At 63.6% G+C, this 22018-nt stretch carries 23 protein-coding genes; 11 read left to right on the forward strand and 12 right to left on the reverse strand.

What is annotated here, in order from left to right; translation table 11 throughout:
• The first annotated feature begins 99 nt into the window (after positions 1–99).
• Complete coding sequence (locus OG716_RS21380) at positions 100–903, forward strand: DNA polymerase beta superfamily protein (RefSeq protein WP_405139261.1); 804 nt, start codon at positions 100–102, stop codon at positions 901–903.
• Here OG716_RS21380 and OG716_RS21385 read toward each other — a convergent pair.
• A complete protein-coding gene (locus OG716_RS21385) occupies positions 881–1099 on the reverse strand; it encodes a cold-shock protein (protein WP_405139263.1) in 219 nt (72 codons plus the stop codon). The genes OG716_RS21380 and OG716_RS21385 overlap by 23 nt on opposite strands.
• A gap of 364 nt (positions 1100–1463) precedes the next feature.
• Positions 1464–3500, reverse strand: a complete 2037-nt coding sequence (locus OG716_RS21390; protein WP_405139265.1) for an ATP-binding protein — start codon at positions 3498–3500, stop codon at positions 1464–1466.
• A gap of 395 nt (positions 3501–3895) precedes the next feature.
• On the opposite strand from OG716_RS21390, the gene OG716_RS21395 reads away from it, so the two are divergent.
• Positions 3896–4984 carry a DUF418 domain-containing protein gene (locus OG716_RS21395; RefSeq protein WP_405139267.1) on the forward strand — a complete coding sequence of 363 codons (1089 nt, stop codon included), beginning with the start codon at positions 3896–3898 and terminating at the stop codon, positions 4982–4984.
• Positions 4985–5060: 76 nt separating this feature from the next.
• Positions 5061–6131 (forward strand): MBL fold metallo-hydrolase, encoded by a 1071-nt coding sequence (locus tag OG716_RS21400; protein WP_405139269.1) that lies wholly within the window; start codon positions 5061–5063, stop codon positions 6129–6131.
• Here OG716_RS21400 and OG716_RS21405 read toward each other — a convergent pair whose 3' ends face one another.
• Complete coding sequence (locus tag OG716_RS21405; protein WP_405139271.1) at positions 6132–6638, reverse strand: GNAT family N-acetyltransferase; 507 nt, start codon at positions 6636–6638, stop codon at positions 6132–6134.
• A gap of 8 nt (positions 6639–6646) precedes the next feature.
• A complete protein-coding gene (locus OG716_RS21410; RefSeq protein ID WP_405139273.1) occupies positions 6647–7105 on the reverse strand; it encodes a winged helix-turn-helix transcriptional regulator in 459 nt (152 codons plus the stop codon).
• Positions 7106–7186: 81 nt separating this feature from the next.
• Here OG716_RS21410 and OG716_RS21415 point away from each other — a divergent pair, with 81 nt between their 5' ends.
• The 4 genes from OG716_RS21415 to OG716_RS21430 all read left to right on the forward strand — a co-directional run bounded on the left by OG716_RS21415 (position 7187) and on the right by OG716_RS21430 (position 10727).
• Positions 7187–7888: a nitroreductase gene (locus tag OG716_RS21415; protein ID WP_405139275.1), complete on the forward strand. Its 702-nt coding sequence runs from the start codon at positions 7187–7189 to the stop codon at positions 7886–7888.
• 122 nt (positions 7889–8010) lie between these two features.
• Positions 8011–8883: a TetR/AcrR family transcriptional regulator gene (locus tag OG716_RS21420; RefSeq protein WP_405139277.1), complete on the forward strand. Its 873-nt coding sequence runs from the start codon at positions 8011–8013 to the stop codon at positions 8881–8883.
• A gap of 8 nt (positions 8884–8891) precedes the next feature.
• On the forward strand, positions 8892–9788 hold the full coding sequence (locus tag OG716_RS21425; protein ID WP_405139279.1) for an oxygenase MpaB family protein: 897 nt from the start codon (positions 8892–8894) through the stop codon (positions 9786–9788).
• A gap of 114 nt (positions 9789–9902) precedes the next feature.
• A complete protein-coding gene (locus OG716_RS21430) occupies positions 9903–10727 on the forward strand; it encodes a DUF559 domain-containing protein (RefSeq protein WP_405139281.1) in 825 nt (274 codons plus the stop codon).
• A gap of 130 nt (positions 10728–10857) precedes the next feature.
• Here OG716_RS21430 and OG716_RS21435 read toward each other — a convergent pair whose 3' ends face one another.
• Together OG716_RS21435 and OG716_RS21440 are read right to left on the reverse strand one after the other, a co-directional pair.
• Positions 10858–11052 carry a DUF397 domain-containing protein gene (locus OG716_RS21435; RefSeq protein WP_405139283.1) on the reverse strand — a complete coding sequence of 65 codons (195 nt, stop codon included), beginning with the start codon at positions 11050–11052 and terminating at the stop codon, positions 10858–10860.
• A complete protein-coding gene (locus OG716_RS21440) occupies positions 11049–11930 on the reverse strand; it encodes a helix-turn-helix domain-containing protein (protein WP_405139285.1) in 882 nt (293 codons plus the stop codon). Before OG716_RS21440 ends, OG716_RS21435 begins: the two co-directional genes overlap by 4 nt.
• Before the next feature lie 171 nt (positions 11931–12101).
• On the opposite strand from OG716_RS21440, the gene OG716_RS21445 reads away from it, so the two are divergent.
• On the forward strand, positions 12102–12590 hold the full coding sequence (locus OG716_RS21445) for a hypothetical protein (protein WP_405139287.1): 489 nt from the start codon (positions 12102–12104) through the stop codon (positions 12588–12590).
• 15 nt (positions 12591–12605) lie between these two features.
• Here the strand turns inward: OG716_RS21445 and OG716_RS21450 are convergent, their stop codons facing one another.
• The 3 genes from OG716_RS21450 to OG716_RS21460 form a co-directional block, all read right to left on the reverse strand.
• A complete protein-coding gene (locus tag OG716_RS21450; protein ID WP_405139289.1) occupies positions 12606–13799 on the reverse strand; it encodes an McrC family protein in 1194 nt (397 codons plus the stop codon).
• A gap of 2 nt (positions 13800–13801) precedes the next feature.
• Positions 13802–14989, reverse strand: a complete 1188-nt coding sequence (locus OG716_RS21455; RefSeq protein ID WP_405139291.1) for an McrB family protein — start codon at positions 14987–14989, stop codon at positions 13802–13804.
• Between the two features lie 333 nt (positions 14990–15322).
• A complete protein-coding gene (locus OG716_RS21460; RefSeq protein WP_405139293.1) occupies positions 15323–15928 on the reverse strand; it encodes a TetR/AcrR family transcriptional regulator in 606 nt (201 codons plus the stop codon).
• A gap of 125 nt (positions 15929–16053) precedes the next feature.
• On the opposite strand from OG716_RS21460, the gene OG716_RS21465 reads away from it, so the two are divergent.
• Together OG716_RS21465 and OG716_RS21470 are read left to right on the forward strand one after the other, a co-directional pair.
• Entirely contained in the window at positions 16054–16824 is a 771-nt protein-coding gene (locus OG716_RS21465) for an SDR family NAD(P)-dependent oxidoreductase (RefSeq protein ID WP_405139295.1), read from the forward strand.
• Between the two features lie 186 nt (positions 16825–17010).
• Positions 17011–17226: a hypothetical protein gene (locus OG716_RS21470; RefSeq protein ID WP_405139297.1), complete on the forward strand. Its 216-nt coding sequence runs from the start codon at positions 17011–17013 to the stop codon at positions 17224–17226.
• Between the two features lie 204 nt (positions 17227–17430).
• On the opposite strand, the gene ilvC is transcribed toward OG716_RS21470, so the two are convergent.
• The 3 genes from ilvC to OG716_RS21485 all read right to left on the reverse strand — a co-directional run bounded on the left by ilvC (position 17431) and on the right by OG716_RS21485 (position 20996).
• Positions 17431–18432 (reverse strand): ketol-acid reductoisomerase, encoded by a 1002-nt coding sequence (ilvC, locus tag OG716_RS21475; protein WP_355123859.1) that lies wholly within the window; start codon positions 18430–18432, stop codon positions 17431–17433.
• A gap of 108 nt (positions 18433–18540) precedes the next feature.
• A complete protein-coding gene (ilvN, locus tag OG716_RS21480) occupies positions 18541–19044 on the reverse strand; it encodes an acetolactate synthase small subunit (protein ID WP_297611378.1) in 504 nt (167 codons plus the stop codon).
• Positions 19044–20996: an acetolactate synthase large subunit gene (locus OG716_RS21485; protein ID WP_405139300.1), complete on the reverse strand. Its 1953-nt coding sequence runs from the start codon at positions 20994–20996 to the stop codon at positions 19044–19046. Before OG716_RS21485 ends, ilvN begins: the two co-directional genes overlap by 1 nt.
• A gap of 372 nt (positions 20997–21368) precedes the next feature.
• Here OG716_RS21485 and OG716_RS21490 point away from each other — a divergent pair, with 372 nt between their 5' ends.
• The gene (locus OG716_RS21490) at positions 21369–21875 is read left to right on the forward strand and encodes a PH domain-containing protein (protein WP_405139302.1); all 507 of its coding nucleotides are present in this window, start codon (positions 21369–21371) and stop codon (positions 21873–21875) included.
• Positions 21876–22018: the final 143 nt, after the last annotated feature.

Genomic DNA, 22018 nt, shown 5'->3' on the forward strand with positions numbered 1-22018 from the left:
TCTCACCTATAACGGGCAAATCACGCCCCTATTTCCGGGGGCATGACGGGCCCGAAACCTCGTGGACCAGCGCGGCTTCCGCCGCTAACGTCACCGTCCATGACCTTGCGCTCGATCCCCTCCTCCATGGACCCGGCAGTGGTCGCGACGATCGACGGCGAACTGGCCCGGATCGAGCGCGAACACCGCGTCACCGTGCGGCTCGCCATCGAAAGTGGCAGCCGGGCCTGGGGTTTCCCGTCTCCCGACTCCGACTACGACTGCCGGTTCGTCTACCTCGGTCACCTGGACGACTACCTGACGCCCTGGCCGGGCCGCGATGTCATCGAGACCCCGCTGATCGGCCTGCTGGACGTCAACGGCTGGGATCTGGTGAAGGCGCTGCGCCTGCTGGTGCGCGGGAACGCGGTGCTGATCGAATGGGTCATGTCACCCATCGTCTACAGCGGAGATCCGCAATTCCTCACGGAATTGCGCGAACTCGCGGGCGCTGTCGCCGACCGTGATCGGGTCGCACGGCACTATCTGCACCTGGGTGGACGGCAGTGGCGACTATTCGATGAGAGCCGGTCGCTGAAGAAGGTGTTCTATTCGCTGCGCCCGGCCATGGCATTGCGCTGGCTGCACGAACACCCCGATAAAGCAGTGGCACCGATGCATTTGCCAACCCTGCTCGACGAATGCGAATTGCCAACCGAATTCGTCGAATCGGTTGCCGAACTGACGGAGTTGAAATCGCGCACTCGCGAAATGGGGAGCGGAGGTGTCCCGGCGCCGATCGCCGAGTTCATCGCAGCCGAGTTCGAGCGGGCCGCCGCGGAGTTCACCGGGAACGAGCCGGCGTACCGCGAGCGCGCCCAGGCGCTGGCCGCCGACTTCTTCAGAAGCCAGTTGCTGCGATGACCCGCACGACCACGGCCTCGGGCCCCGGCTTGGTCCGGCGCACCTCGAACTCGACCCGCTGACCCTCCAGCAGCGAGCGGAAACCGGCGCCTTCGACGGCGGTGTACTCCACGAACACATCGGGACCACCGTCGTCGGGGCTGATGAAGCCGAAGCCCTTCTCGCTGTCGAACCATTTCACAGTGCCGTGCACCAATATCCCCAAACCTCGTCGACCGCCGGGACAACCTGGGCGACGTCCCCACGCGCGCCGCCGTCCATGGTGTCACGGCAACCATTGCCGCGCGCAGGCACCCGCGCACCAGCGCCCACGACACGAACGCCCGGCGCCGCCGCCCCGCGTCGGCGCCAGCACCGCACAGCCTAGGTCGGCACCCCCAACAGTCCCTGCACAAGCTGTGAAGCGCCGACACGCGCTGTGCGGTGCGGGACAAAGTCATCCGGCCCGGGCGGAACCGTTCTCCTCGTCGGCGTCCGGCACCGCACAGCCCTGGTCGATGCCGCACAGCGCCCGCACGGGCTGTGAAGCGCCGACACGCGCTGTGCGGGGTGGGACAAGGTCATCCGGCCCGGGCGGTGCCGCTGTCCTCGTCGGAGCCGCGCATGGAGTAGACGCGGTCGAGGAAGTCGCGGTGGGCGCGGAGGGTGGCGTCCAGGAGTTCGCGCCAGGTGCGGCGGTCCACGCGCTGGTCGCTCATCAGTGACGAGAGCGCGGCTGGGCCGAGCCTGTCGATGTGATCCACGATGAAAGTCAGTCTGCGGCGCGGGAATTGGGTGCCGATGCGCGGATTCTCTTCGAGGAAGCGGTCCAGTTCGTAGAGGTAGTTGACGGCGCGGTTGTACTCCTCGTCGGTGAGGTGATAGTCCATGCGCTTGATCTCCACGATCCAGAGTTCGCCCGAATCGTGCAGCAGTACGAAATCCGGTTCACGCCGCTCACTGCCGATGGCGGAGGTGAGCAGTGTGGTCCCGAATTTCTGTGCGTACCAGCGTTCGAAACTGGCGCGGACGCGTTTGAGCGATTCGTTCATGCCCAGTGGCGTCCACTCCGGCGCGAGCAGCCAGGGCGCCCGCTCGATCAGCTCTTGGAAGGGGCGTTCCAGAGAGCGACGATCGTCGATGAGGGCGCTCAGCCGTTTCACCACGGCGACACGTTCACTGGCGATCTGGCCGAGCGAGTAGACCTCGGCGACCCGAGCCCGTTCGAACAGTGCCACAACAACATCCATCTCCGGTTCGACGTCCTCCGCGATCTCCCTGAGCGTTTCCAGGAGACTGCGCTGCGGACCCAGAGACAATGCCAGGCGCACCATATTCTCGATATGCGCCGGATCGTCGAGCGAGGCACGATCCTTGTGCGTCACCAGGATTCGCGCGGCCTCGATCACCGAATCGCGAAACTGCCTGTCCCCCGGCGCGATCGCCTCCAGCGTCTCGCGAATGCGGGAGCGTTCGACGAACTCCTCCCACACCCGGCGGCGAATGGATTTCTCACCGACCCGGCCGATCTCCTTGATCAGGGCCTGACCCCATTGCGCGAGCGCCTCACCGCGCGGGGAGTTCCACATAATGTCCTGGCGGTCGGAGCGAACGAGATCCTCCTCATCGTCGAGCCAGTCCACATGCACGGCGCCGACGAGATAGGAGCGCAGCTTGAACTCACCGGTGAATCCGGCGGGAATGCCGAAATCCCTTGTCTGGGCGACGATCTTGCCGCGCGCGTAGATGCGCACGCCCGCCATCGCCTCATCGCGGTACGGCTGTTTGGAGTACGCGATCCAGCCGCTGACCGGTAAGAACTTGTGCCCGAAGCGCACCGGCACCCGGCTCAGATCGATGCGGGTGTCCTCCATGACATCGATCGGCAGATCACTGAGCGTGAAGCTCTCCTGTCCGATGCAATTGCGGACCTCCACCCGCCAGTCCGAGCGCTCGATGCCGAAGCGTGAGGCCAGCTGCCGACTGAGCTCGGTACCGCTGTTCACTCTCTTGCGGAAGAAGTTTCGCAGAATGACGGTAGTGCCTCGCTTACTCATGAACGAGCCGTCCAGGGCGCCCGGTTGCGGGTAGTAGTCGCGTTCGGTGTCGGAGAGCATCTCACCGAGATCCATCACCAGATGCGATACCGGCCAGCCCAGCGTCGTGTGGTCGTCCGGATGGCTGCCCGCGGTGATCACCTCGATGGTGCTGCAGATGCCGAAGGCCGCGAGCTTCCCGATTCCCTTGCGCCCCATAACCGGTCGCCGCCGCTCCCGGGAAAGATCGGAACCGGTGCGAATGCGCCGATCCGAGCCGACCATCAAATAGTGCGCATTGATCTCATCCGTAGTCATCCCGTGTCCGTTGTCGGACACCACAATCTCGTAGGCGGGCTCGTCCGCTGCGCGGACGGTGCCGGCCAGCGTGACGCCCCACGGTAGCGAAACCTCCACCTCGGTGGCATCGGCATCGTAGGAGTTGGCGATGAGCTCGGCGAGCACCGCCGAAACCCGGTCGTAGAGCCGGATTCCGAGCTTGTCGATGGCAAGCCTGCTGATCCGCATCGTGTATTTGTGGTCGCCGCATTCCTGCGTGGCCGCATGCACGTCCGTGTACATGGTGGGCCCCCAATTGCCCTCTCGATAGCCTCCGTTCAGCTACCACTGATATCGATGCAACGCCACGCGATTAACAAAGGGCTGAACATTCACCTACCAGTTAGTCACGTTCGCGTTCCGACATTCACCGACCGGTTGCCCATTGCAACGGCAAGGTCTCGGCAACCGGTTACGCGCCCGAATCGTGCTCCGGCGCACACTGAACCGTTGCGGCAGCGAGTGATCACGGGGGCCCGAACACACTGTCGCGTGCACGCGCTGCGAGACGCGCGATGCGGCAGATCCGCATGCGGACGGTCGGCGAGCTACCTCCTGGACCGTCGCCAGCGTGATGTTCACTCGGGTCGCTGATCGGCCTCATGATCTCCTCATAGTCGGGTGGGCACCATGCGGGAATGACCTCGACGCTCGCCATGTCACCAACGGAGTCGGCCGCACCGGCGGCATCCAGGCTGGTGGCTCTCGATGCCGCGCGCGGGCTGGCGGTGCTCGGCATGATCGTGGTCCACGTCGGTGTCACCCGAGAGCTGTCGTGGGGCGATCCGGGCGGCTGGCTGTCGATTGCGAACGGCCGCTCCTCGATACTGTTCGCCACGCTCGCGGGGATATCCATCGCTTTGATGAGTGGGCGGGAGCGACCACCGGCCGGGCAGCAGCTGGTGGCGGTGCGACTGCGAATCCTGGTGCGCGCCTTCGTATTGTTCGTGATCGGCGGACTGCTGACCGCGCTCGGCACCGATGTCTCGGTGATTCTGCAGACCTATGCGCTGCTGTTCGCGTGCTGCCTGCCGTTCCTGACGTGGACACCGCGCAGGCTGCTGCTCCTGGCCGCGGGATGGGCGGTTGTTGCCCCGGTGCTGACCGTGTGGCTGGCGCAGGTGATTCCGGGCGGCTGCGATTGGAACGCCGAAACCTGTTCCGGCGCACAGATAACCGATCTCGCCGTGCTCGGCGATTATCCCGGCGTGGTGTGGATGACCTTCGCTCTCACCGGGCTCGCGGTCGGCCGCAGCGATCTCGGCTCGACTGCGGTACGCGTTCGGATGCTCGCGGCCGGTGTGCCGCTCATGCTCCTCGGCTACGGCGGCGCTCGGCTGGCGAGTTCTTTCGGCGATGTCACGGCGTCGGATTGGGCGCAACTGCGCACGGCCGAACCGCATTCCGGGACGACCTTCGAGATCGCCGGGTCGCTCGGATTCGGGCTGACGCTGCTCGCCGTGCTGCTGCTTATCGCCGATCGCCTGCGGCCATTGATGTTTCCGATTGCGGCGGTGGGTTCCATGCCGCTGACCGTCTACGCGGCGCATATCGTGGCCATCCGGATCCTGGGTGATTCCGTGCCGGAGTCCGAGGGCGATACGCTGCTGGCCGTCTTCCTGGTGCTCACAGTCGCGGCGGCGACCATCTGGGTCTCGACTTTCGGCCGTGGGCCACTGGAACGCCTGGTCACGGGGATCAGCACCCGAGCGGTGCGGTCGAGGTAGGTGACAGCGCTGTCCGGGCCGGGAAGAATGCGGGTCGGCGGGCAGTCCCGCCCCCTTCGCGAAGTGAGGAATACGGGTGCCGAACAATCCCATTACTCGGGGCCTGAGCGGGCTCGCCGAACGGTTCGCGACCCCCGGCCTGTCCCGGCCCACCCTGGCCGACACCATCGCCGCCCGGCAGCGCTTCTTCGGCGGCGAGGCGGTGGATCCCGACACCGGCGCGGTACGCGCGGACCAGGCGATCCTCACCTGGTTCGGCTGCGCGAGTTTCGCAGTCGCCCTGGGCGGCACGGTCTTCCTACTGGATGCGTGGGTGCCGCGTGGCGCCACCTCCGGCTATGTGCCGACCACCCCCGCGGAGGTCGCGGCGCTCCGGCCGGCCGCAATCTTCATCGGCCACGGGCATTTCGACCATGCGGCGGATGCCGGGCCGATCACACAGGCCAGTGGTGCGGTGCTGTACGGGACGGCGGAGCACTGCGCCACGGCACGCAGTCAGACCAACTCGGCTGAATTCGAGTGCGTGGAACTGGGTTCCGAGTCCTCGAAGCCGGGTGATCGCTACGATTTCGAGCTCGCCGAGGGACTTTCGGTGACAGCGGTTCGGCACATTCATTCGGCCCGCACCGCGCGGCACGAGGGCCCCGATGCCTGTGCGCGCGTGATACCGGCCCCCGGTGTCCGCGATATGCTCAGGTACCCAACAACTCTCACCGATGCCGCGCAGCTGGCGCGACGGCTCGGCGATCGGGAGGGCGGAGTACTGCTCTACCAGTTCCGCACCGAAAGCTTCACTCTCACATGGCACGACTCGTCCGGTCCGCTGCTGGACAACGCTCCGGAAGTGCTGGAGGAGCTACGCACGCTGCCCGCGTCCGATGTACATGTCGGCGCGGTGCAGGGCTACAACCAGTTCACCAATGGGCTGCGCGATCCCCGGAGTTATATCGAGGCGCTGCGCCCGAAGGTGTTCGTACCCAACCATCATGACAATTGGTTCCCGCTGATCACCGCGCGTGGTGAGGCCTTTCGCACGCCGCTGGAAGCCGAGCTGGCACGTATTCCGGACGGGCCGGAGCTGCGTATGCTGCTCGACCCGGACGACTACGTCGCACCGGGGCGCTTGGCGTTCAAGCTCGGCGGGTAATCAGCGGAAGCGCAACACCATCGTCACGCTGGTGCTGCCGGCCGGGTTCGTATGCGCGGAGCTCGGCACGGCGACAAATCCCAGTCGCTCGTAGAGCCGCAGGGCCGGATTCTCTTCTCGCACACTCAGACTCACGGCGTCATATACCGGTCGGGCAGCATCGAGCAGCGCGATGAGCAGGGCCGTGCCCAACCCGCTGCCACGCATTCCAGGCGCGACGCCGATGGCCAGTTCCGGTGTGCCATCGTCCACATATCCGTACGCGGCATTGTCACCGCGGAAGAGTCGCAGCCATGCGGCGCCTCGCGGCACCCCGTCCTCCTCGCCGATGACGCCGAGATCGCCTGCGGCGCCCCAACCTTCGACGTAATGCGCGAGTGACGGCACCGCCCGCAATTCCTCGGGCGACACCCTCCCCTGCTCATGGGAGTACGAGGCCTCGAACAGCATCGACCACAGAAACTTCTCGTCCGCCACCTCGGCCGGACGCACAATCACGCTGGACACCGCAGCGACTATACGGTTCCCGCCAACATCCCCGGCCCCGCCTCCGGCGTCACCTCGCGGGCGGTGATCTCGGCCGCGCAGTGATCACACGTCAGCCGCACGTGCGCCTCGCCGCTGCAATCACGGTGCCGGTAGTGCACGGGCGGACCGTCCGGGGACATGTAGGCGTCGCCCCAATCTTTGAAGGCCATCAGGATCGGGTAAACGTCATGCCCCTTGGGCGTGAGCCGGTACTCCTCGTACGCACCCACCGCGGCCGGCTGTTTGACCAGAATCCCGTGCTCGACCAGGCGATCCAGCCGATCCTGCAACCGACTGCGGGAAATCCCGAGGTAGGCCTGAAACCCATTGAACCGCCGCACTCCGGAGAAGGCCGCCTTCATGACCAGCAGAGTCCACCGGTCGCCGAGTACGACCAGCGACCGCGTGATCGAACAGGGTTCGTCGGCCAACTCCTCGTATCGCATCTTCCAATCCTACCCAACTGGTCTTAATATGAGACCAAGTTGCACCGGTCTCGAAAAGAGACCAGATCCGAAGGGGATTCCATGACGAACCGCGCCACCACCGATCCAGCCCAGACCGACCGCTACACCACCCTGCAATCACTTCTCGACGACCGCCATACCTGCCGCGCATTCAGCCCCGACCCGGTCCCCCGAACCACCATCGAGCAGATCCTCACCCTGGCGCAGCGCACCCCCTCCTGGTGCAACACCCAACCGTGGCAGCTCGCCATCACCGAAGCCGATTCCACCGACCGATTCCGCAAAGCCCTGCTCGCCCACATCAACGGCACCCCAACACAATCCGACCTCCCCTTCCCCGCCGCCTACAACGGCGTCTTCCGCGACCGCCGCCGCGAATGCGGTGCAGCCTTGTACACCGCCGTCGGCGTAGCCCGAGGCGACCACGAGGGCTCCATGCGCCAAATGGTCCGCAACTTCGAACTTTTCGACGCCCCCCACGTAGCCATCCTCACCACCGAAGCCGACCTAGGCATCTACGGCGCCGTCGACTGCGGCCTCTACCTCACCTCCTTCCTCCTGGCAGCCCAAAGCCTCGGCATAGCCACCGCCCCCCAAGCCGCCCTAGCCTCCTACTCCCCCTTCCTGCACGACCACTTCAACATCCCGGAGCACCGCCAAATCATCGCCGGCATCTCCTTCGGCTACGCGGACCCCGACCACGCCGTGAACGGATTCCGCACCACCCGTGAGGATCTCGACAACGTAGTCACCTGGCACTGATCCCTGGCGACCCGCCACCCATCTGGGCGATCCGCCATTGATCCAGGAGGCCCGCCACTCATTCGGAGCTATCTGGCACTGATTCCTCCTCAGACCGGAGTTCGCCACGTTAACCTACACACGTGTCGGTTAATCAAGGTCCAGTCCGCCGCCTGAAAGGCCACGAGCGCCGCATCCTGATCCTGGAAGCCGCCCGAACCCTCTTCTCCGCGAACGGCTATGACGCAATCTCCATGCGCGACATAGCCGTTTCCGCCGGCATCACCCGCCCAGTCCTCTACGACCACTTCGCCTCGAAAAAGGCACTCGTCCTAGACCTGCTCACCGCGGAGACCGAGGCCCTGATAGCCCGCATTACCGTTGCCGTCCGCGGCGATGCCACCCCGCTCGACCGCATGTCCGCAGCACTCCGCGCATATTTCGAGTTCATGATCGACCGCCCCCTTACCTCCCGCCTGATCCTCACCCCCGCGACGGATCCGGACGTAGCCGAGGTGAGCGCCCACCTGCGCGAACTGGCCGAACAGGGTGTACGAACCCTCCTGGCACTCGAACCAGCCCCACCCAGCGCGCCCGGGTCACTCGTAGCCAGCGCTCCCGAGCCCACGGCGGCCGATACCCTTCAACGCGCCCAGGCCAGCACATCTCGGCCCATTGCAGCCCGCACACCCCAGCTCACCGCGGCCAGCGAACCCCGGTCAACTCCGGCAGGCAAGCCGGAGACAGCTGCGACCAGCGCGGCCCGGTCTAGGGCTGCGGGCTTACCCGAGTCCACCGCCGCCAGCGCGCCGAAGTCAGCTGCAGCGAGTCCTCCGCCGACGCGCAAGGACGACTCCCACAAGCTCGAGATCGCGTCGGCGATCCTCGTATCTTCCGTAGTCGCCGTGGCGAATTGGTGGCTCACCCACCCCGAAGTCCCCCTGCGCACCCTGGTCGACACCACCCTCACCCTGATCACCCCGGGCCTGACCACCCTGACCGAACCACCCCGTTAGGACCCGCGATGTTCGAAAAGCACCCAGGCTGGAACGTCTCCCTCCCGCTCGGCCCAAACTCCCTGACCTGGAAGCACTTCGGCGACATCCGCTCCATGCTGATCCTCGGCCGAGCCGGCACCTTGCAAAACATGCACCCAGTCCTGGACGCAGCCCTCCAACAGCATTCCAACTTCTTCACCGACCCCATGGACCGCTTCGACCGCTCGGTAGCCCCCATCCAAGCCATGATCTACCAGCCCGACGCCGAAGCCAGGGCAACAACGGTCCGAGACTTCCACAAACCCATCAAAGGCGTTGCCCCTCAGGGCAACCGCTACCACGCGCTAGACCCAGAAGTCTTCTGGTGGACCCACGTAACCTTCTACGAATCCATCATCGCCACCCAAGAATTCTTCGGCACCCCCTTCACAGAGGATGAGAAGGCCCAATTGATAGCCGAGGGCCTAACCTGGTGGCGCCTCTACGGCATGTCCGACCGCCCAGCCTTCGGCGACTACGAAAGCTACCGCGCCTACTGGACCCACATGTGGCAAGAAGTCCTGGAATCCAACACCACCACAGACTTCGCCGCCAACATCCACACCGCCAAAGTCCTCGCCCCACCCTTCATCCCATCTCCCCTTTGGCCCCTGATTCGCTACCCCGTCATGGCCATCGGCGTCTGGATCTCCAACGCCACAATGCCTCCAGAAGCCCGAAAGATCCTCGGCTGGAACTGGTCCCGAGCCGACCAACTAGCCTTCGACCTCTTCCGCCGCGCAGTCCGCGCGACCTGGACCCTCACCCCCGAACGCCTCCGCTACATCCCCGACACCTGGGCTGGAATGCAGCAGTACCGTCAGCACTCCGAGCAGTACTCGGACGGCGACTCAGATCCCGAACCTGCGTCGGCCGCCAAATAACCTCAGCCCGGCTCGAACTCCGTTATCCACAGCGCGTCGAACTATCCACAGCTCCGCTGTTTTCGCAGCACACCGCCCCGCGCATCGGCCGCCGATCCTGGATGGTCGATTCTCGTGATCCGAACCCGCAAAGACCTGCTGACAGAAGTTTCCTCCGCCACCATCACCAACCGCTGCCAGCGCGGCGAGTACACCCGCCTACTGCCCGGCATCTACTCCATCGGCGCACCGTCCGCTTACGCGAAATGCCAGGCCGTCACAGCGTGGCTCCCGGAAGCGGTGTTCAGCCACCGCACCGCCGCGTGGCTGTGGAACATGCTCCCCGAACCCGCACCGATCGAAGCCACCACGCCGCTTTCCATCTACCGCCAAACCCCATCCTGGCTGCACTTGTACCGCCGCGACCTGCTCCCCGATTGGATCGACGAAGCCTGGGACCTGCCCGCCACGACTCCCGCCCGGTCCCTCCTGGACTGCTTGACCGTCCTCCCCCAACACGACGCAGACCGCCTCATCGACGAGCATGCCCGCACCAGCTGGCCACAACTCCTCGAACTGCGCACCCACCTGCGAGGTTCCCCGGCCCTCCGCCGACAACTCCGCACCGCAGCATTCGACGCCGCCTCCGACCCCGAGCGCCTCTTCGCCCGCGCCCTCGCCCACCGCGGCGTGCACCTCCTCGCCAATCACCCTGTCGGACCCTATTACGCCGACTTCGCAGACACCCGCTCCCACACCATCATCGAAATCGACGGCCGCGAATTCCACAGCGACCCCCGGACATTCCGCACTGACCGCCGCCGCCAGAACGCCCTCGTCCTCGCCGGCTGGCTCGTCCTGCGCTACGCCGCAGCCGACATCTACGCCAACCTCGACGCCTGTGCCGATGAGGCAGCCACGGTCATCCGACGCCGCCGCCACAACCGACCACCCCACTGAAGTTTCCCTGCAACTTCCAACCGTCCCCGTCGACTTCCCGCACACTCGCCTACGGTTTGCACGAAAACTTCAGCCCCAGAGCCCAATCACGCTCGTCTGGTCGCCGCAGGTGCAGGTGCAGGTGTCCCCCTCAGAGCTTCCCGGCCACCACTGCGCCGGTAAACGCATGCCACTCAGCTGGAGCGAAGATCAACGAAGGACCAGCCATATCCTTCGAGTCACGCACGCCCACAAGATCACCCACGAAAGCCACTTCAATGCAGTCGGCCTTGTCACCGCTATAGCTGCTCTTGAACCACTGGGTCCCGTCTAGCTCGCCAGTCACGTTGAGAACTCCTTCGTCACCTGCCGCAGCAGACTACGGCTGGTCGCCTCATCCAGCGAAGCACGCCGGAGAGTCTCGAGAACCCGATCGTACCGCTCCAAGTCTTCGTCCTTCTCGAGGTACATACACCCGATAAAGGTCTCCAGATATACGACCGCAGGCCACACCGGCTCGCCCTTCGCGTCCTCACCGAATTCCAGAATCGCGAACTGCCCCACCGGATCACCGACCGGAGCCCCGGCCGAGAACGGCAGTACCCGCACCGAAACCTTCGGCAGCTTTCCGATCTCCGCCAGATGACGAAGCTGCGCAGCCATGACCTCGGGCCCGCCGACAGAGCTGCGCAACACAGACTCGTGCAGCACTACGTCCAGGGTGACCGGTTGGTACCTGCGAGTCACCGTTGCCTGACGTTTCGTGCGGAGCTCCACCCGCCGCTCGTGCTCTACTGCCGACTCCTCCGGCTTGGCCGCACGAATGAGTGCACGCGCATAGTCGGGAGTCTGCAGCAGCCCAGGAACCAGCGCAGGCTGATACGTAGTCAACTTCCGCGCAGCAGTCTCCAGCCCAACATAGACATCGAAATTGGCCGGTATCAAGCTCCCGTACTCATGCCACCAACTCTTCTCGGCCGCCTGCCGAAGCAACCCAACCATGGCCGTCGCCATATCCCCCGACATTTCCAAAACCTCGCAAATTGCTTGAAGATCCCGCACTTTCAGCCGAGTAGGTATCCCCCTCTCCAACCGCTGCAGCACAGACGAACTCACATCCGCCACCCGCGCAACCTGCTCCTGCGACATCCCCAGCGCCGACCGCGCTTCCCTCAGATACCGCCCGAGCTGACGCCTGGGCAAGGTCGAACCGCTCTCCAACATGACAACCCCCTCGTCGACAACCACCCGTACTGGGTCAACTCGGCCCCCGAACTGACAGCGGCCCTGGGCATTCAGATCGATAGAACTGGGTTACCCAGTAAAGCGTAGGTTGCGCCAGGTCACACGTGGTGTGCTTTCTAGCAGACAGGCAAAGCACGAAAGGAGCGGAAGATGTTCGAGCGACTGACTATCGGAGCTTGGGCCATCACCACACCAGGCTGCTCGGTTCGTTTCGTGATCGACGAAGGCGGGCAGTTCACAACCCTGATACTCGGCGATATGCAGCGAGAGGTCGAAATCTCTTTGGACACTGCAACTCTCACGCAGATCGTCTCCCAGGGAGCAAAGTCGCTGAGTGAGATGACTGCCGCCCTGAGCACAAACAGCGGCCCGGGCGCGGCCGATGTCGAGACGGTCATCGTCCGGGACCCTGACGGCCCGACCGCGGTTCGAGTGTTTATAGACGGCGTCGAGGCGCAGGCCACCAACTTCACTATCGACGCCGGTGCCGGATGGACCTGGGAAGACTGGGCAACCGCACGGGACACCAACTTGTCGGCCGCCTCACCGGCCGCAGGGAAGGTGCTGCTCAAGGTGTACGCCGACCCACCCGGCGGTGAGGGAATAGCGGGACGAGGTGGCCACGGATGGCTTGGGTAAAGCCATTGCTTGCATTCAAAACGGTGAGGGCTTCCGAAGGATAGCTGCGGCCAGCGAATCTATTTCGGCCAGCAATTGATTCGGCGCTAGTGCGAGATCGAGCGAATGGCAATGAATTACTATCCCGCACGATCTTATCACGTGAACACTTACAGGTCCGTTACCCTTAGCATAGACAAGGTGCCCCTCTTTAATGCCTAAAGCGGAACAGTAGGCTAGCATCTGATATAGATCAGACTCAGGATATCCTTTCAATTTCTCCACTTTATACTTGGCGTCCACAACAGCGATCGGTCGACCACTATCGTCGTACCAGACCAGGTCAGGGATGAACCTGATAGTAGATGCAGCATCCATATAGTGATCGACTTGAACCTTAGGCTTACCACCATGGCGCATCATCGCCATACTCATGGCTCCAGTTACGAAATCTTCGTAAACTTTCCACATGTCGAACAAGAATCCCGACACAGCCAGCGGGCCGGCTTTTTGATCGAAAGAGCTATTATCGAGGATCACCGCCGAAAGTCGGAGCGCATCGTGGTACCGCATATTCAATTTGGTAAATGTAATCTTAGGTCGAGCATTTCTTTTGGATACGACCGTAATACTGTCGAGAATTGCACGAATCCTGGTAAGTTGCCTGCGCGCTTCGATACCGATATCAGGCAAACCCAGCAGCCTCAGCGTGGCCAGCAACAGCGTTCTATTCTCCGCGACGTCCATGCTGTAGTCGTCATACTCAACCGCAATAGGCACAGGTCGACCATAATTTCGTGTAATCTGCTCCTGAAATCTGATTCTGCCGCGGATCACAGAAATTGACTCGCTCGCGGGAATGTATCCACGCATCACGCCACGTTCCAGCGCCTTATTCACCAAGCGCACGAACGACTCGGCGACGGCGGGATACAGACCGTCAGCTTGCCCCAGTCGTACGAACTCATCCCGCCAAATAGCAGGATTCGAATTATATCCGATGAAGAACAGGATCCTTTGCAGCTCTGCAACCTTCGGTCGAATATTTATTTGTAGAGATCCCAACCGAACGGAACCAACTTTGCGCATGGGCTTGATGCGATACCGACCAACGGACCCCGACACACGCGTCAATTCGGCACATTTGAGCGCCCGCAGTGCCTCGAATTGGTCACTCGAGAGATCCACTGTCCTGGCCTCACCATGTTCAATAAGGTCGAGTGATGTCATGCCTATGCCTCCGATTCGGAGTTCCCGTCACCCACTCGCCTCCGGAGGTTCTCCAGCCCGTACGCATCGTGCACATCTATGCTCGCGTCTCCGAAGTGATAGTCCTCCAACAAAGGGAGGATTTCCGTATTCCACACAATGTCTAGCCCAGATTTCGATACAGCGTACGGACGCATGAAATACGAAGGACCTATTTTAAAGTCCTCATCGCTAATCATATCGTTCAATTCCTCGGCAAGATCAGCGATCAACACAGATTCGCCATTTCGCTTCAGCCAGGTTCGAAGCATTCCTCTGACAGGTTCTTTAGATGGGTGGAGGTGAATAAATCTGAACCGGCGCCGCATTGCCGTATCAATGGAAGTAACGGAGCGGTCAGCTCCGTTCATCGTGCCAATGATAATTACATTCTTAGGCAGACTAAACATCTCCACCTTGTCCGAGTACAGAAGATTTATACTTTCCTCTCTATATTCAAGAAGATAGTAGAGCTCGCCAAAAATTTTGGAAATATTCCCACGGTTCGTCTCATCGAGAATCAGCGCGTACAGGTTTTCAGGATCCTTTCGCGCCTCGTCGGCAAGCTGCCGTAAAGGGCCACGGTGCAGGTCGTAAGCGATCTGACCGTTTTCGGTCTCGACAGGACGGAACCCCTCGAAGAAGTCCTCATATGAGTAGGTTGGGTGAAACTGGACTATTTTTACATGCTCCGGACCACACAGATGGTTCGCAAGCGCTTTCGCGAGGTACGTCTTTCCAGTTCCCGGAGGACCGTAGAAGATCAACTGTGGTCGATCGCGTAGTAGGTCAATGCACCCCTGCAACCAGTCTTTCGAGAGATACAGCTTCTCTGCTAGATCATCTGTCGCAGAAGCGAACTGCGGTTCCGGTCTTGGAGATAGATCCTGTGCTGGTGGCTCCTCCGGAATAGCCGCATGCCGGGGTCGCCAAGCAAACCCGAAAGCCTTGCTCAAGATCGAGATCAACTCGGCCGCGTTCTGCCTGTCCAGTTGGATGGACTGACTGCTCTTCGGAGCAGACTGGCGCTGATCCGAGCCGAACGTCGACAGGTGTACCAACGTTGTGCCTGCGGAATCTTCGATGACCTTGTACTGGCAGCTGACGGCATCCTCGAGCTTGTGTGCTCGGACATTCTGCGTACTTGGAACGATCTCGCGAATGCGGGCCATGGCTGAGCTCCTGTTGCGCCGTCACCTCTTTCACGCCACGGACAGCGACGTGTCATGATTTCGTCGAGTGCAGCCGAAGCCGACACTGACGCAGGCGGGCCTTGACGATCGATTGCCCCCCCTGAGTCGACTTGATCATCGTTTAACCCTAGCGACCAGGTCCGACATCTACGAGGATTGCTTCGGCTGTTGCCGCCGCTTCTAGTGCAGCAGCCAAGACTTAGTTCACGCATGCAGCGAGCCCGTGCGCCAGGCACGTGAGCAGCCGCCGATGCGCACAGTGGAGTACCTGACCGCCGCGCAATCGCTACCACTGGGCGGTCGTGAACGCGGCTAGATGCCAGCTCCGAGCACACGAATGCAACGAACGACCAGGGACGAGGGCAGTTCTCCCTGATCACCAGCAGCGGCCCACTGCTCCAAGGCGATACGGATCGAGCCGGCCGCGACTGCGGCAAGGAGTCGTAGGTGCAGAATGTCGGCGTCTGAGCCTGCCAATTCGGTGAGGACTCTGCGTAATTCGCGCTCGCCCTCCATATTGATGCGGTGCCACACCGCGCGGAGAGCGGGGTCGGTTTCCATCGCCTGCAGCAAGCCGCGGGTGAGGTCGAAATCTTCGCCGCCGTCGATGGTCAGGGATTGGACTGCGGCGGCTTCGAGGTCGGCCAGCGTGGGCAGCCGGCGGGGGCCGGAGGCTATGGCTTCGAACCAGCGTTGGGCGCCAGTCGTGAGCATCGGCTCGACGGCGTCTTCCTTCGTGCGCGAGTAGCGGTAGAAGGTGCGGAGGGCTATGCCGCTGGCCTCCGCTATCTGCTCGGCGGTGACGTCGGCTGTCCCGTGTTCGGCGAAGAGGCGGGCTGCGGTGCGGGCTATGTCCAGGCGGGTTTCGGCCTTGCGGCGCTCGGCCAGGGTGGGGCGCTGCGGGGCGGGGGCGGGCATTGGACGTCCTTGTCGTTGGGGTGGCAAGAGTCATCCTAGTCTTTGGATGTCAGTGTGGCATGGTGTGCCATTCGGGCGTAGCGTGTCAGATACGGGGGAAGAAGACATCAGAGGAGAAGTTCGCAATGGAGCGTTTTACCGATCGCCGAGTACTGATCACCGGCGCGGGCTCGGGTATCGGCCGGGCTACTGTGCATCGGGTTCTCAATGAGGGCGGGCAGGTTGTTGCCGCGGATATCAATGAGGCCGGGCTGGCCGAGACTGCGAAGCAGGCTGCTGAGCAGGGCCATGGTGAGCGGCTGAGCACTGTCACCGTTGATATCGGCAATGAGGATTCGGTGAAGGCCGGCGTTGCGAGTGCCGTCGAGACCCTCGGCGGGCTGGATGCGCTCATCAATGCGGCGGGCATTCTGCGGTCGGCGCATACCGAGACCATGCCGCTGGCTGATTTCAACAAGATCATCACGGTGAACCTCACGGGCACGTTCCTGATGATTCGTGAGTCGCTGCCGGCGCTGCTCGCGTCGAGCAAGGGCGTCATCGTGAACTTCACCTCGACGTCGGCGTTCTTCGCGCACCCGTACATGGCCGCCTATGCCGCGTCCAAGGGCGGCATCATGTCCATGACGCATGCGCTGGCTGCCGAATACAGCAAGCAGGGCCTGCGCGTGGTTGCCGTTGCACCGGGGTCCATTTCCAGCGATATGACCGACGGCAAGGGCCCGGGCCTGCCCGAGGATGCCGATCTGAGTCTGTTCATGAAACTGATGCCGGGCATCGGACAGGGCTTCGCGTCCCCGGACACCGTGGCCGGCGTGGTCGCCATGCTCGCCTCCGATGACGGCGCGTTCATCACCGGCACCGAGATCCGCATCGACGGCGGCACGCACTACTGAGTCGAATTACGGCGCAGTCGAATACGAGAAGTCGCGAACGGCCCCGCAATTGCGGGGCCGTTGTCGTATCAAGGGGGACATCACCCGGGTGCGGGTCATCCTTCAGGACGACCGGGACCCTGATCTCTCACGGAATCTCGTCCGTATCAATATCTTTCCGGCCGGAAAGTCAGCACACTCGGATCCATGAGCTCGAAATTCGCTTCCGCACAGGGAATGTTCGCTCGAATCGCCGTGGTGGGTGCGCTCGCCGTAGCCCCGATCACGGTGCTGACCGCTACGGCTTCGGCGGACACCACCCAGGCCGCCGTCTCCGATGTGTCACGGCCGCACTGGGATCGGAATCCCTGGGACAACGATCCCTGGAACAACAACCACGACTGGTGGCGCAATTACAACTAGTCCGACTGGTGGCGCGATCACAATCGCCACGATCGCTGGGACGACAATGACGGCTGGCTCCGGAACACGCTGCCGCGCGGCGCATTCGGAAGCAGCTGAAACCCCACGAGAATACGAACGGCCCGGCACCCCCGAAAGGTGCCGGGCCGTTGCGTTCAGCGCACGAAAACTGTGGTGCGCGTGGAAATTACGCGTTCGCGAAAATTACGCGGTTTCGGTGATCGGGCGATCGACCCAGCTCATCAGGCCGCGCAGCTTGGCGCCGGTGACCTCGATCGGGTGCTCGGCGTTCTCCTTGCGGAGGCCCTCGAGCTCCTTGTTGCCGCCCTCGACGTTCGCGACGAGGCGCTTGACGAAGGTGCCGTCCTGGATGTCGGACAGGATCGCCTTCATGCGCTCCTTGGTGCCGGCGTCGATGACACGCGGGCCCGACAGGTAGCCACCGAATTCGGCGGTGTCGGAGACCGAGTAGTTCATGCGGGCGATGCCACCCTCGTACATGAGGTCGACGATCAGCTTGAGCTCGTGCAGCACCTCGAAGTACGCCATCTCGGGCGCGTAGCCGGCCTCGACCATGACCTCGAAACCGGTCTTGACCAGTTCCTCGGTGCCACCGCAGAGCACGGCCTGCTCACCGAAGAGGTCGGTCTCGGTCTCTTCCTTGAAGGTGGTCTTGATGACGCCCGCTCGGGTGCCGCCGATGCCCTTGGCGTAGGACAGCGCCAGGGCCTGGCCCTCGCCGGTCGGGTCCTGATCGACCGCGATCAGAGCCGGAACGCCCTTGCCGTCGACGAACTGGCGGCGCACCAGGTGGCCGGGACCCTTGGGGGCGACCATGGCGACGGTGACATTGGCCGGAGCCTTGATCAGACCGAAGTGAATGTTCAGGCCGTGGCCGAAGAACAGCGCGTCGCCGTCCTTGAGGTTGGGCTCGATGTCATTGGTGAAGATCGACGCCTGCGCGGTGTCGGGCGCGAGCACCATGATCACGTCGGCCCAGGCGGAAACCTCGGCGGGGGTGCCGACGGTCAGTCCGGCCTCTTCGGCCTTCGGGCGGGACTTCGAACCCTCGGCCAGGCCGACGCGGACGTCGACGCCCGAGTCGCGCAGGCTCAGCGAGTGGGCGTGGCCCTGGCTGCCGTAGCCGATGACCGCGACCTTCTTGCCCTGGATGATCGACAGGTCAGCGTCGTCGTCGTAGAACATCTCGACTGCCACTTTGGGTTTCTCCTTCTGGATTCTGTGTCTGAGTTATAGGTCCCGGCGAAAAGCATGCCGGGAGGACGTGCCAATGGCCGCCGGGGCGGCCGGTTACTAGCGAGTCGCGGTGATGGACTTGGGTCCACGGCCCACTGCGACAACTCCGGACTGCACGATCTCACGGATGCCGTACGGCTCCATCATGCGCAGCAGTGCGTCGAGCTTGGACCGGGTGCCGGTCGCCTCGATGGTCAGCGCATCGGGTGACACGTCGATCACCTTGGCACGGAACAGGTTCACTGCTTCGATGACCTGGGTGCGGACGCTGGCGTCGGCGCGCACCTTCACCAGGATCAGTTCGCGGGCAACGGAACTGTCGTCGTCCTGCTCCACGATCTTGATGACATTGATCAGCTTGTTGAGCTGCTTGGTGACCTGCTCGAGCGGCAGGTCCTCGACCGTCACGACGATGGTCATGCGCGAGATCTCGGGGATCTCGGTGCCGCCGACCGCCAGCGACTCGATATTGAAGCCGCGGCGGGAGAACAGGCTGGCGACGCGCGCGAGCACGCCGGGCTTGTCCTCCACCAGCACGGAGAGGGTATGGGTCGTGCTCATTATGCCTCGGTCCCCTTCTGGGCGGCCTTTTCGTGGGCAGTCAGGGTGGCCTTCTCGTGCAGCATCGCCTCGTGGATCACGGCGGGCTCGTCCACGGCCTCATCGTCATCGAACAGCGGGCGGATGCCGCGCGCGGCCATGATCTCGTCATTGGAGGTGCCGGCGGCGACCATCGGCCACACCTGCGCGTCCTTGCCGACGATGAAATCGATCACCACGGGACGGTCGTTGATGGACTGCGCCTCGAGGATCGCGGCCTCCACGTCCTCTTCCTTCTCGACCCGGATGCCGTGGCAGCCAAGGGCTTCCGCGAGCTTCACGAAATCGGGAATGCGCAGGGTGTGGGTGCCCAGATCGGTGTTCGAGTAGCGCTTCTCGTAGAACAGGGTCTGCCACTGGCGGACCATGCCGAGATTGCCGTTGTTGATGAGCGCGACCTTGATCGGCACACCCTCGACGGCACAGGTGGCCAGTTCCTGATTGGTCATCTGGAAGCAGCCGTCACCGTCGATGGCCCAGACCTCGCGGTCCGGCAGGCCCATCTTGGCGCCCATGGCCGCGGGAACCGCGTAGCCCATGGTGCCGAGGCCACCGGAGTTCAGCCAGGTGCGCGGCTTCTCGTACTTGATGAACTGCGCGGCCCACATCTGGTGCTGGCCGACGCCGGCGCAGTAGATGGCGTCCGGTCCGGCGAGCCGGCCCAGCGTCTCGATGACGAACTCCGGGGACAGCGACCCGTCGCTCGGGGTCTTCCAGCCCAGCGGGTATGCCTTGCGGATCCCGTCGAGGTAGGTCCACCAGGCGCCGAGCTCCAGCAGCGGCGCTTCGCCGACGGCCGGATCGGCCTTGAGGGTTTCGATGAGCTCGGTGATGACCTCACGGCAGTCGCCCACGATCGGGACGTCCGCGTGCCGGTTCTTGCCGATCTCGGCCGGGTCGATATCGGCGTGGATGACCTTGGCATTGGGCGCGAAGGAGTCCAGCTGGCCGGTGACACGGTCGTCGAAACGCGCGCCGAGCACGACCATGAGGTCCGACTTCTGCAGTGCCGCAACAGCTCCCACGGTGCCGTGCATACCGGGCATGCCCATGTTCAGGGTGTGCGTGTCGGGGAACGCGCCGCGGGCCATCAGCGTGGTGACGACCGGGATACCGGTCAGCTCGGCCAGCTCCAGCAGTTCCGGGGAGGCGTCGGACTTGATGACGCCGCCGCCGACGTAGAGCACCGGGGACTTGGCCTCGAGGATCATGCGGGCGGCCTCGCGCACCTGCTTGCCGTGCGGCTTGGTCACCGGACGGTAGCCGGGCAGGCGCATCTCCGGCGGCCAGCTGAAGGTGGTCTGCGCCTGCAGCACATCCTTCGGGATATCGACCAGGACCGCGCCCGGGCGACCGGAGGAAGCCAGGTGGAAGGCCTCGGCCAGCATGCGCGGGATATCGATCGGGTCGGTGACCAGGAAGTTGTGCTTGGTGCACGCCATGGTGATGCCCGAGATATCAGCTTCCTGGAAAGCGTCGGTGCCGATCAGGCTGCGCCCGACCTGGCCGGTGATGGCCACCAGCGGCACCGAATCCATCTGGGCGTCCGCGATCGGGGTCACCAGGTTGGTCGCGCCGGGACCGGAAGTGGCCATGCACACACCGACCTTGCCGGTGGCCTGCGCATAGCCGGTGGCCGCGTGGCCGCCGCCCTGCTCATGCCGCACCAGCACGTGGCGGACCTTGGTGGAATCGAAGAGCGGGTCGTAGACGGGAAGGATCGCGCCGCCCGGAATACCGAAAACCGTGTCGACGCCGAGCTCCTCGAGCGAACGGACAACAGACTGCGCGCCGGTGACCCGCTCGGGCGGGACCTGGCGGCGGTTCGGAGTGGTGGCCGGAGCCACGGCCGGTGTGGCCGAGGGCGCGGGCCTGCGGGCCGAAGGCCCGGGTCGGGCGGTAGGTGCGCTCACCGTCTTGGTTCCTTACTGCTTGTCGTTCCAGTTCATGGACTTGCCTGAACACAAAAAAGCCCTCGACAGCCATGGCTGTTCGAGGGTGGCGCGTCGCAGCTGCGAGCTGACGTAATTGACCTATAGTCGTCGGCTCAGCGCTGGACGCGCCGGCCGATTACGAGCAACTCGATTCGATTCACGCGTCCGACGGTAAGTGCGCATGAGCCGCTGAGTCAAACATCTGACCATGTGTGTCTCATTATGTGAGACAGAGCGGTTGTTCGGGTTCGTTCAACACAATGCGAGGATGGGGGTGTGTCATCACCGCATCAGTCCGTGCCACCAGCTCGATCGTCCCACACGCCCGACTCCGGATCGGACACGGGTCGCGTGATCCGAATCCCCCGGCTCGCGCACATCGGGGTGTTCCTCCTGCTGTTCTGCGCTGCTTTCCCGTTCTTCGGGTGGCCCGCGGGACTATGGGTGTTGTTCGCCATACCGGTTGCCGTGGCCGTATGGATCGAACGCACCCGGACCACGGTGTCGGAGTCGGGGATCGATGCGCGCAGCATGTTCTCCAGCCGGCACATCGACTGGTCCGAAGTTAAGGGTCTGCGCATACCGAAGCGCGGGTACCTGCAGCTGCATCTCGCCGATGATTCGGATGTGCGGCTGCCCGCGGTCAGCTATGACCGGCTGGCCGATCTGGTCGCGGCATCCGGCGGGCGAATTCCGGATCCGTTCATCGGACCCGAGGACGCGGATGCGGCCGGCGACAGCGAGGCCGACGAGGCTGCCGCCGATGTGAGCGCCGCCACTGAGGGGAACACAGCGCCCGAGACCGCAGCTGTGGCAACCGAGTCCGAGTCGGCGAAGCCCGAGAACCCGAAGCCCTGAGGGCCGCGGGCTCCGGCCTCCCGCGTGTCGGGGTGCGAGGTTTCGGCCGCTGACGGCGATCAGCAGGCGCGGGAGTAACGTTGGGACCCGCCGAAAGTAATCGGCGAAGTCGCCGACCAGCCCCCTGCGACGAGACCCCGAGG

The sequence above is a fragment of the Nocardia sp. NBC_01388 genome, from assembly GCF_045040085.1.
GTDB lineage: Bacteria > Actinomycetota > Actinomycetes > Mycobacteriales > Mycobacteriaceae > Nocardia.

Coding starts and splice junctions, on each gene's coding strand:
- OG716_RS21380 (WP_405139261.1), top strand. CDS start 100: ATGACCTTGCGCTCGATCCCCTCCTCCATGGACCCGGCAGTGGTCGCG.
- OG716_RS21390 (WP_405139265.1), bottom strand. CDS start 3,500: ATGTACACGGACGTGCATGCGGCCACGCAGGAATGCGGCGACCACAAA.
- OG716_RS21395 (WP_405139267.1), top strand. CDS start 3,896: ATGACCTCGACGCTCGCCATGTCACCAACGGAGTCGGCCGCACCGGCG.
- OG716_RS21410 (WP_405139273.1), bottom strand. CDS start 7,105: ATGCGATACGAGGAGTTGGCCGACGAACCCTGTTCGATCACGCGGTCG.
- OG716_RS21415 (WP_405139275.1), top strand. CDS start 7,187: ATGACGAACCGCGCCACCACCGATCCAGCCCAGACCGACCGCTACACC.
- OG716_RS21425 (WP_405139279.1), top strand. CDS start 8,892: ATGTTCGAAAAGCACCCAGGCTGGAACGTCTCCCTCCCGCTCGGCCCA.
- OG716_RS21440 (WP_405139285.1), bottom strand. CDS start 11,930: ATGTTGGAGAGCGGTTCGACCTTGCCCAGGCGTCAGCTCGGGCGGTAT.
- OG716_RS21445 (WP_405139287.1), top strand. CDS start 12,102: ATGTTCGAGCGACTGACTATCGGAGCTTGGGCCATCACCACACCAGGC.
- OG716_RS21450 (WP_405139289.1), bottom strand. CDS start 13,799: ATGACATCACTCGACCTTATTGAACATGGTGAGGCCAGGACAGTGGAT.
- OG716_RS21455 (WP_405139291.1), bottom strand. CDS start 14,989: ATGGCCCGCATTCGCGAGATCGTTCCAAGTACGCAGAATGTCCGAGCA.
- OG716_RS21460 (WP_405139293.1), bottom strand. CDS start 15,928: ATGCCCGCCCCCGCCCCGCAGCGCCCCACCCTGGCCGAGCGCCGCAAG.
- OG716_RS21465 (WP_405139295.1), top strand. CDS start 16,054: ATGGAGCGTTTTACCGATCGCCGAGTACTGATCACCGGCGCGGGCTCG.
- OG716_RS21470 (WP_405139297.1), top strand. CDS start 17,011: ATGAGCTCGAAATTCGCTTCCGCACAGGGAATGTTCGCTCGAATCGCC.
- ilvC (WP_355123859.1), bottom strand. CDS start 18,432: ATGTTCTACGACGACGACGCTGACCTGTCGATCATCCAGGGCAAGAAG.
- ilvN (WP_297611378.1), bottom strand. CDS start 19,044: ATGAGCACGACCCATACCCTCTCCGTGCTGGTGGAGGACAAGCCCGGC.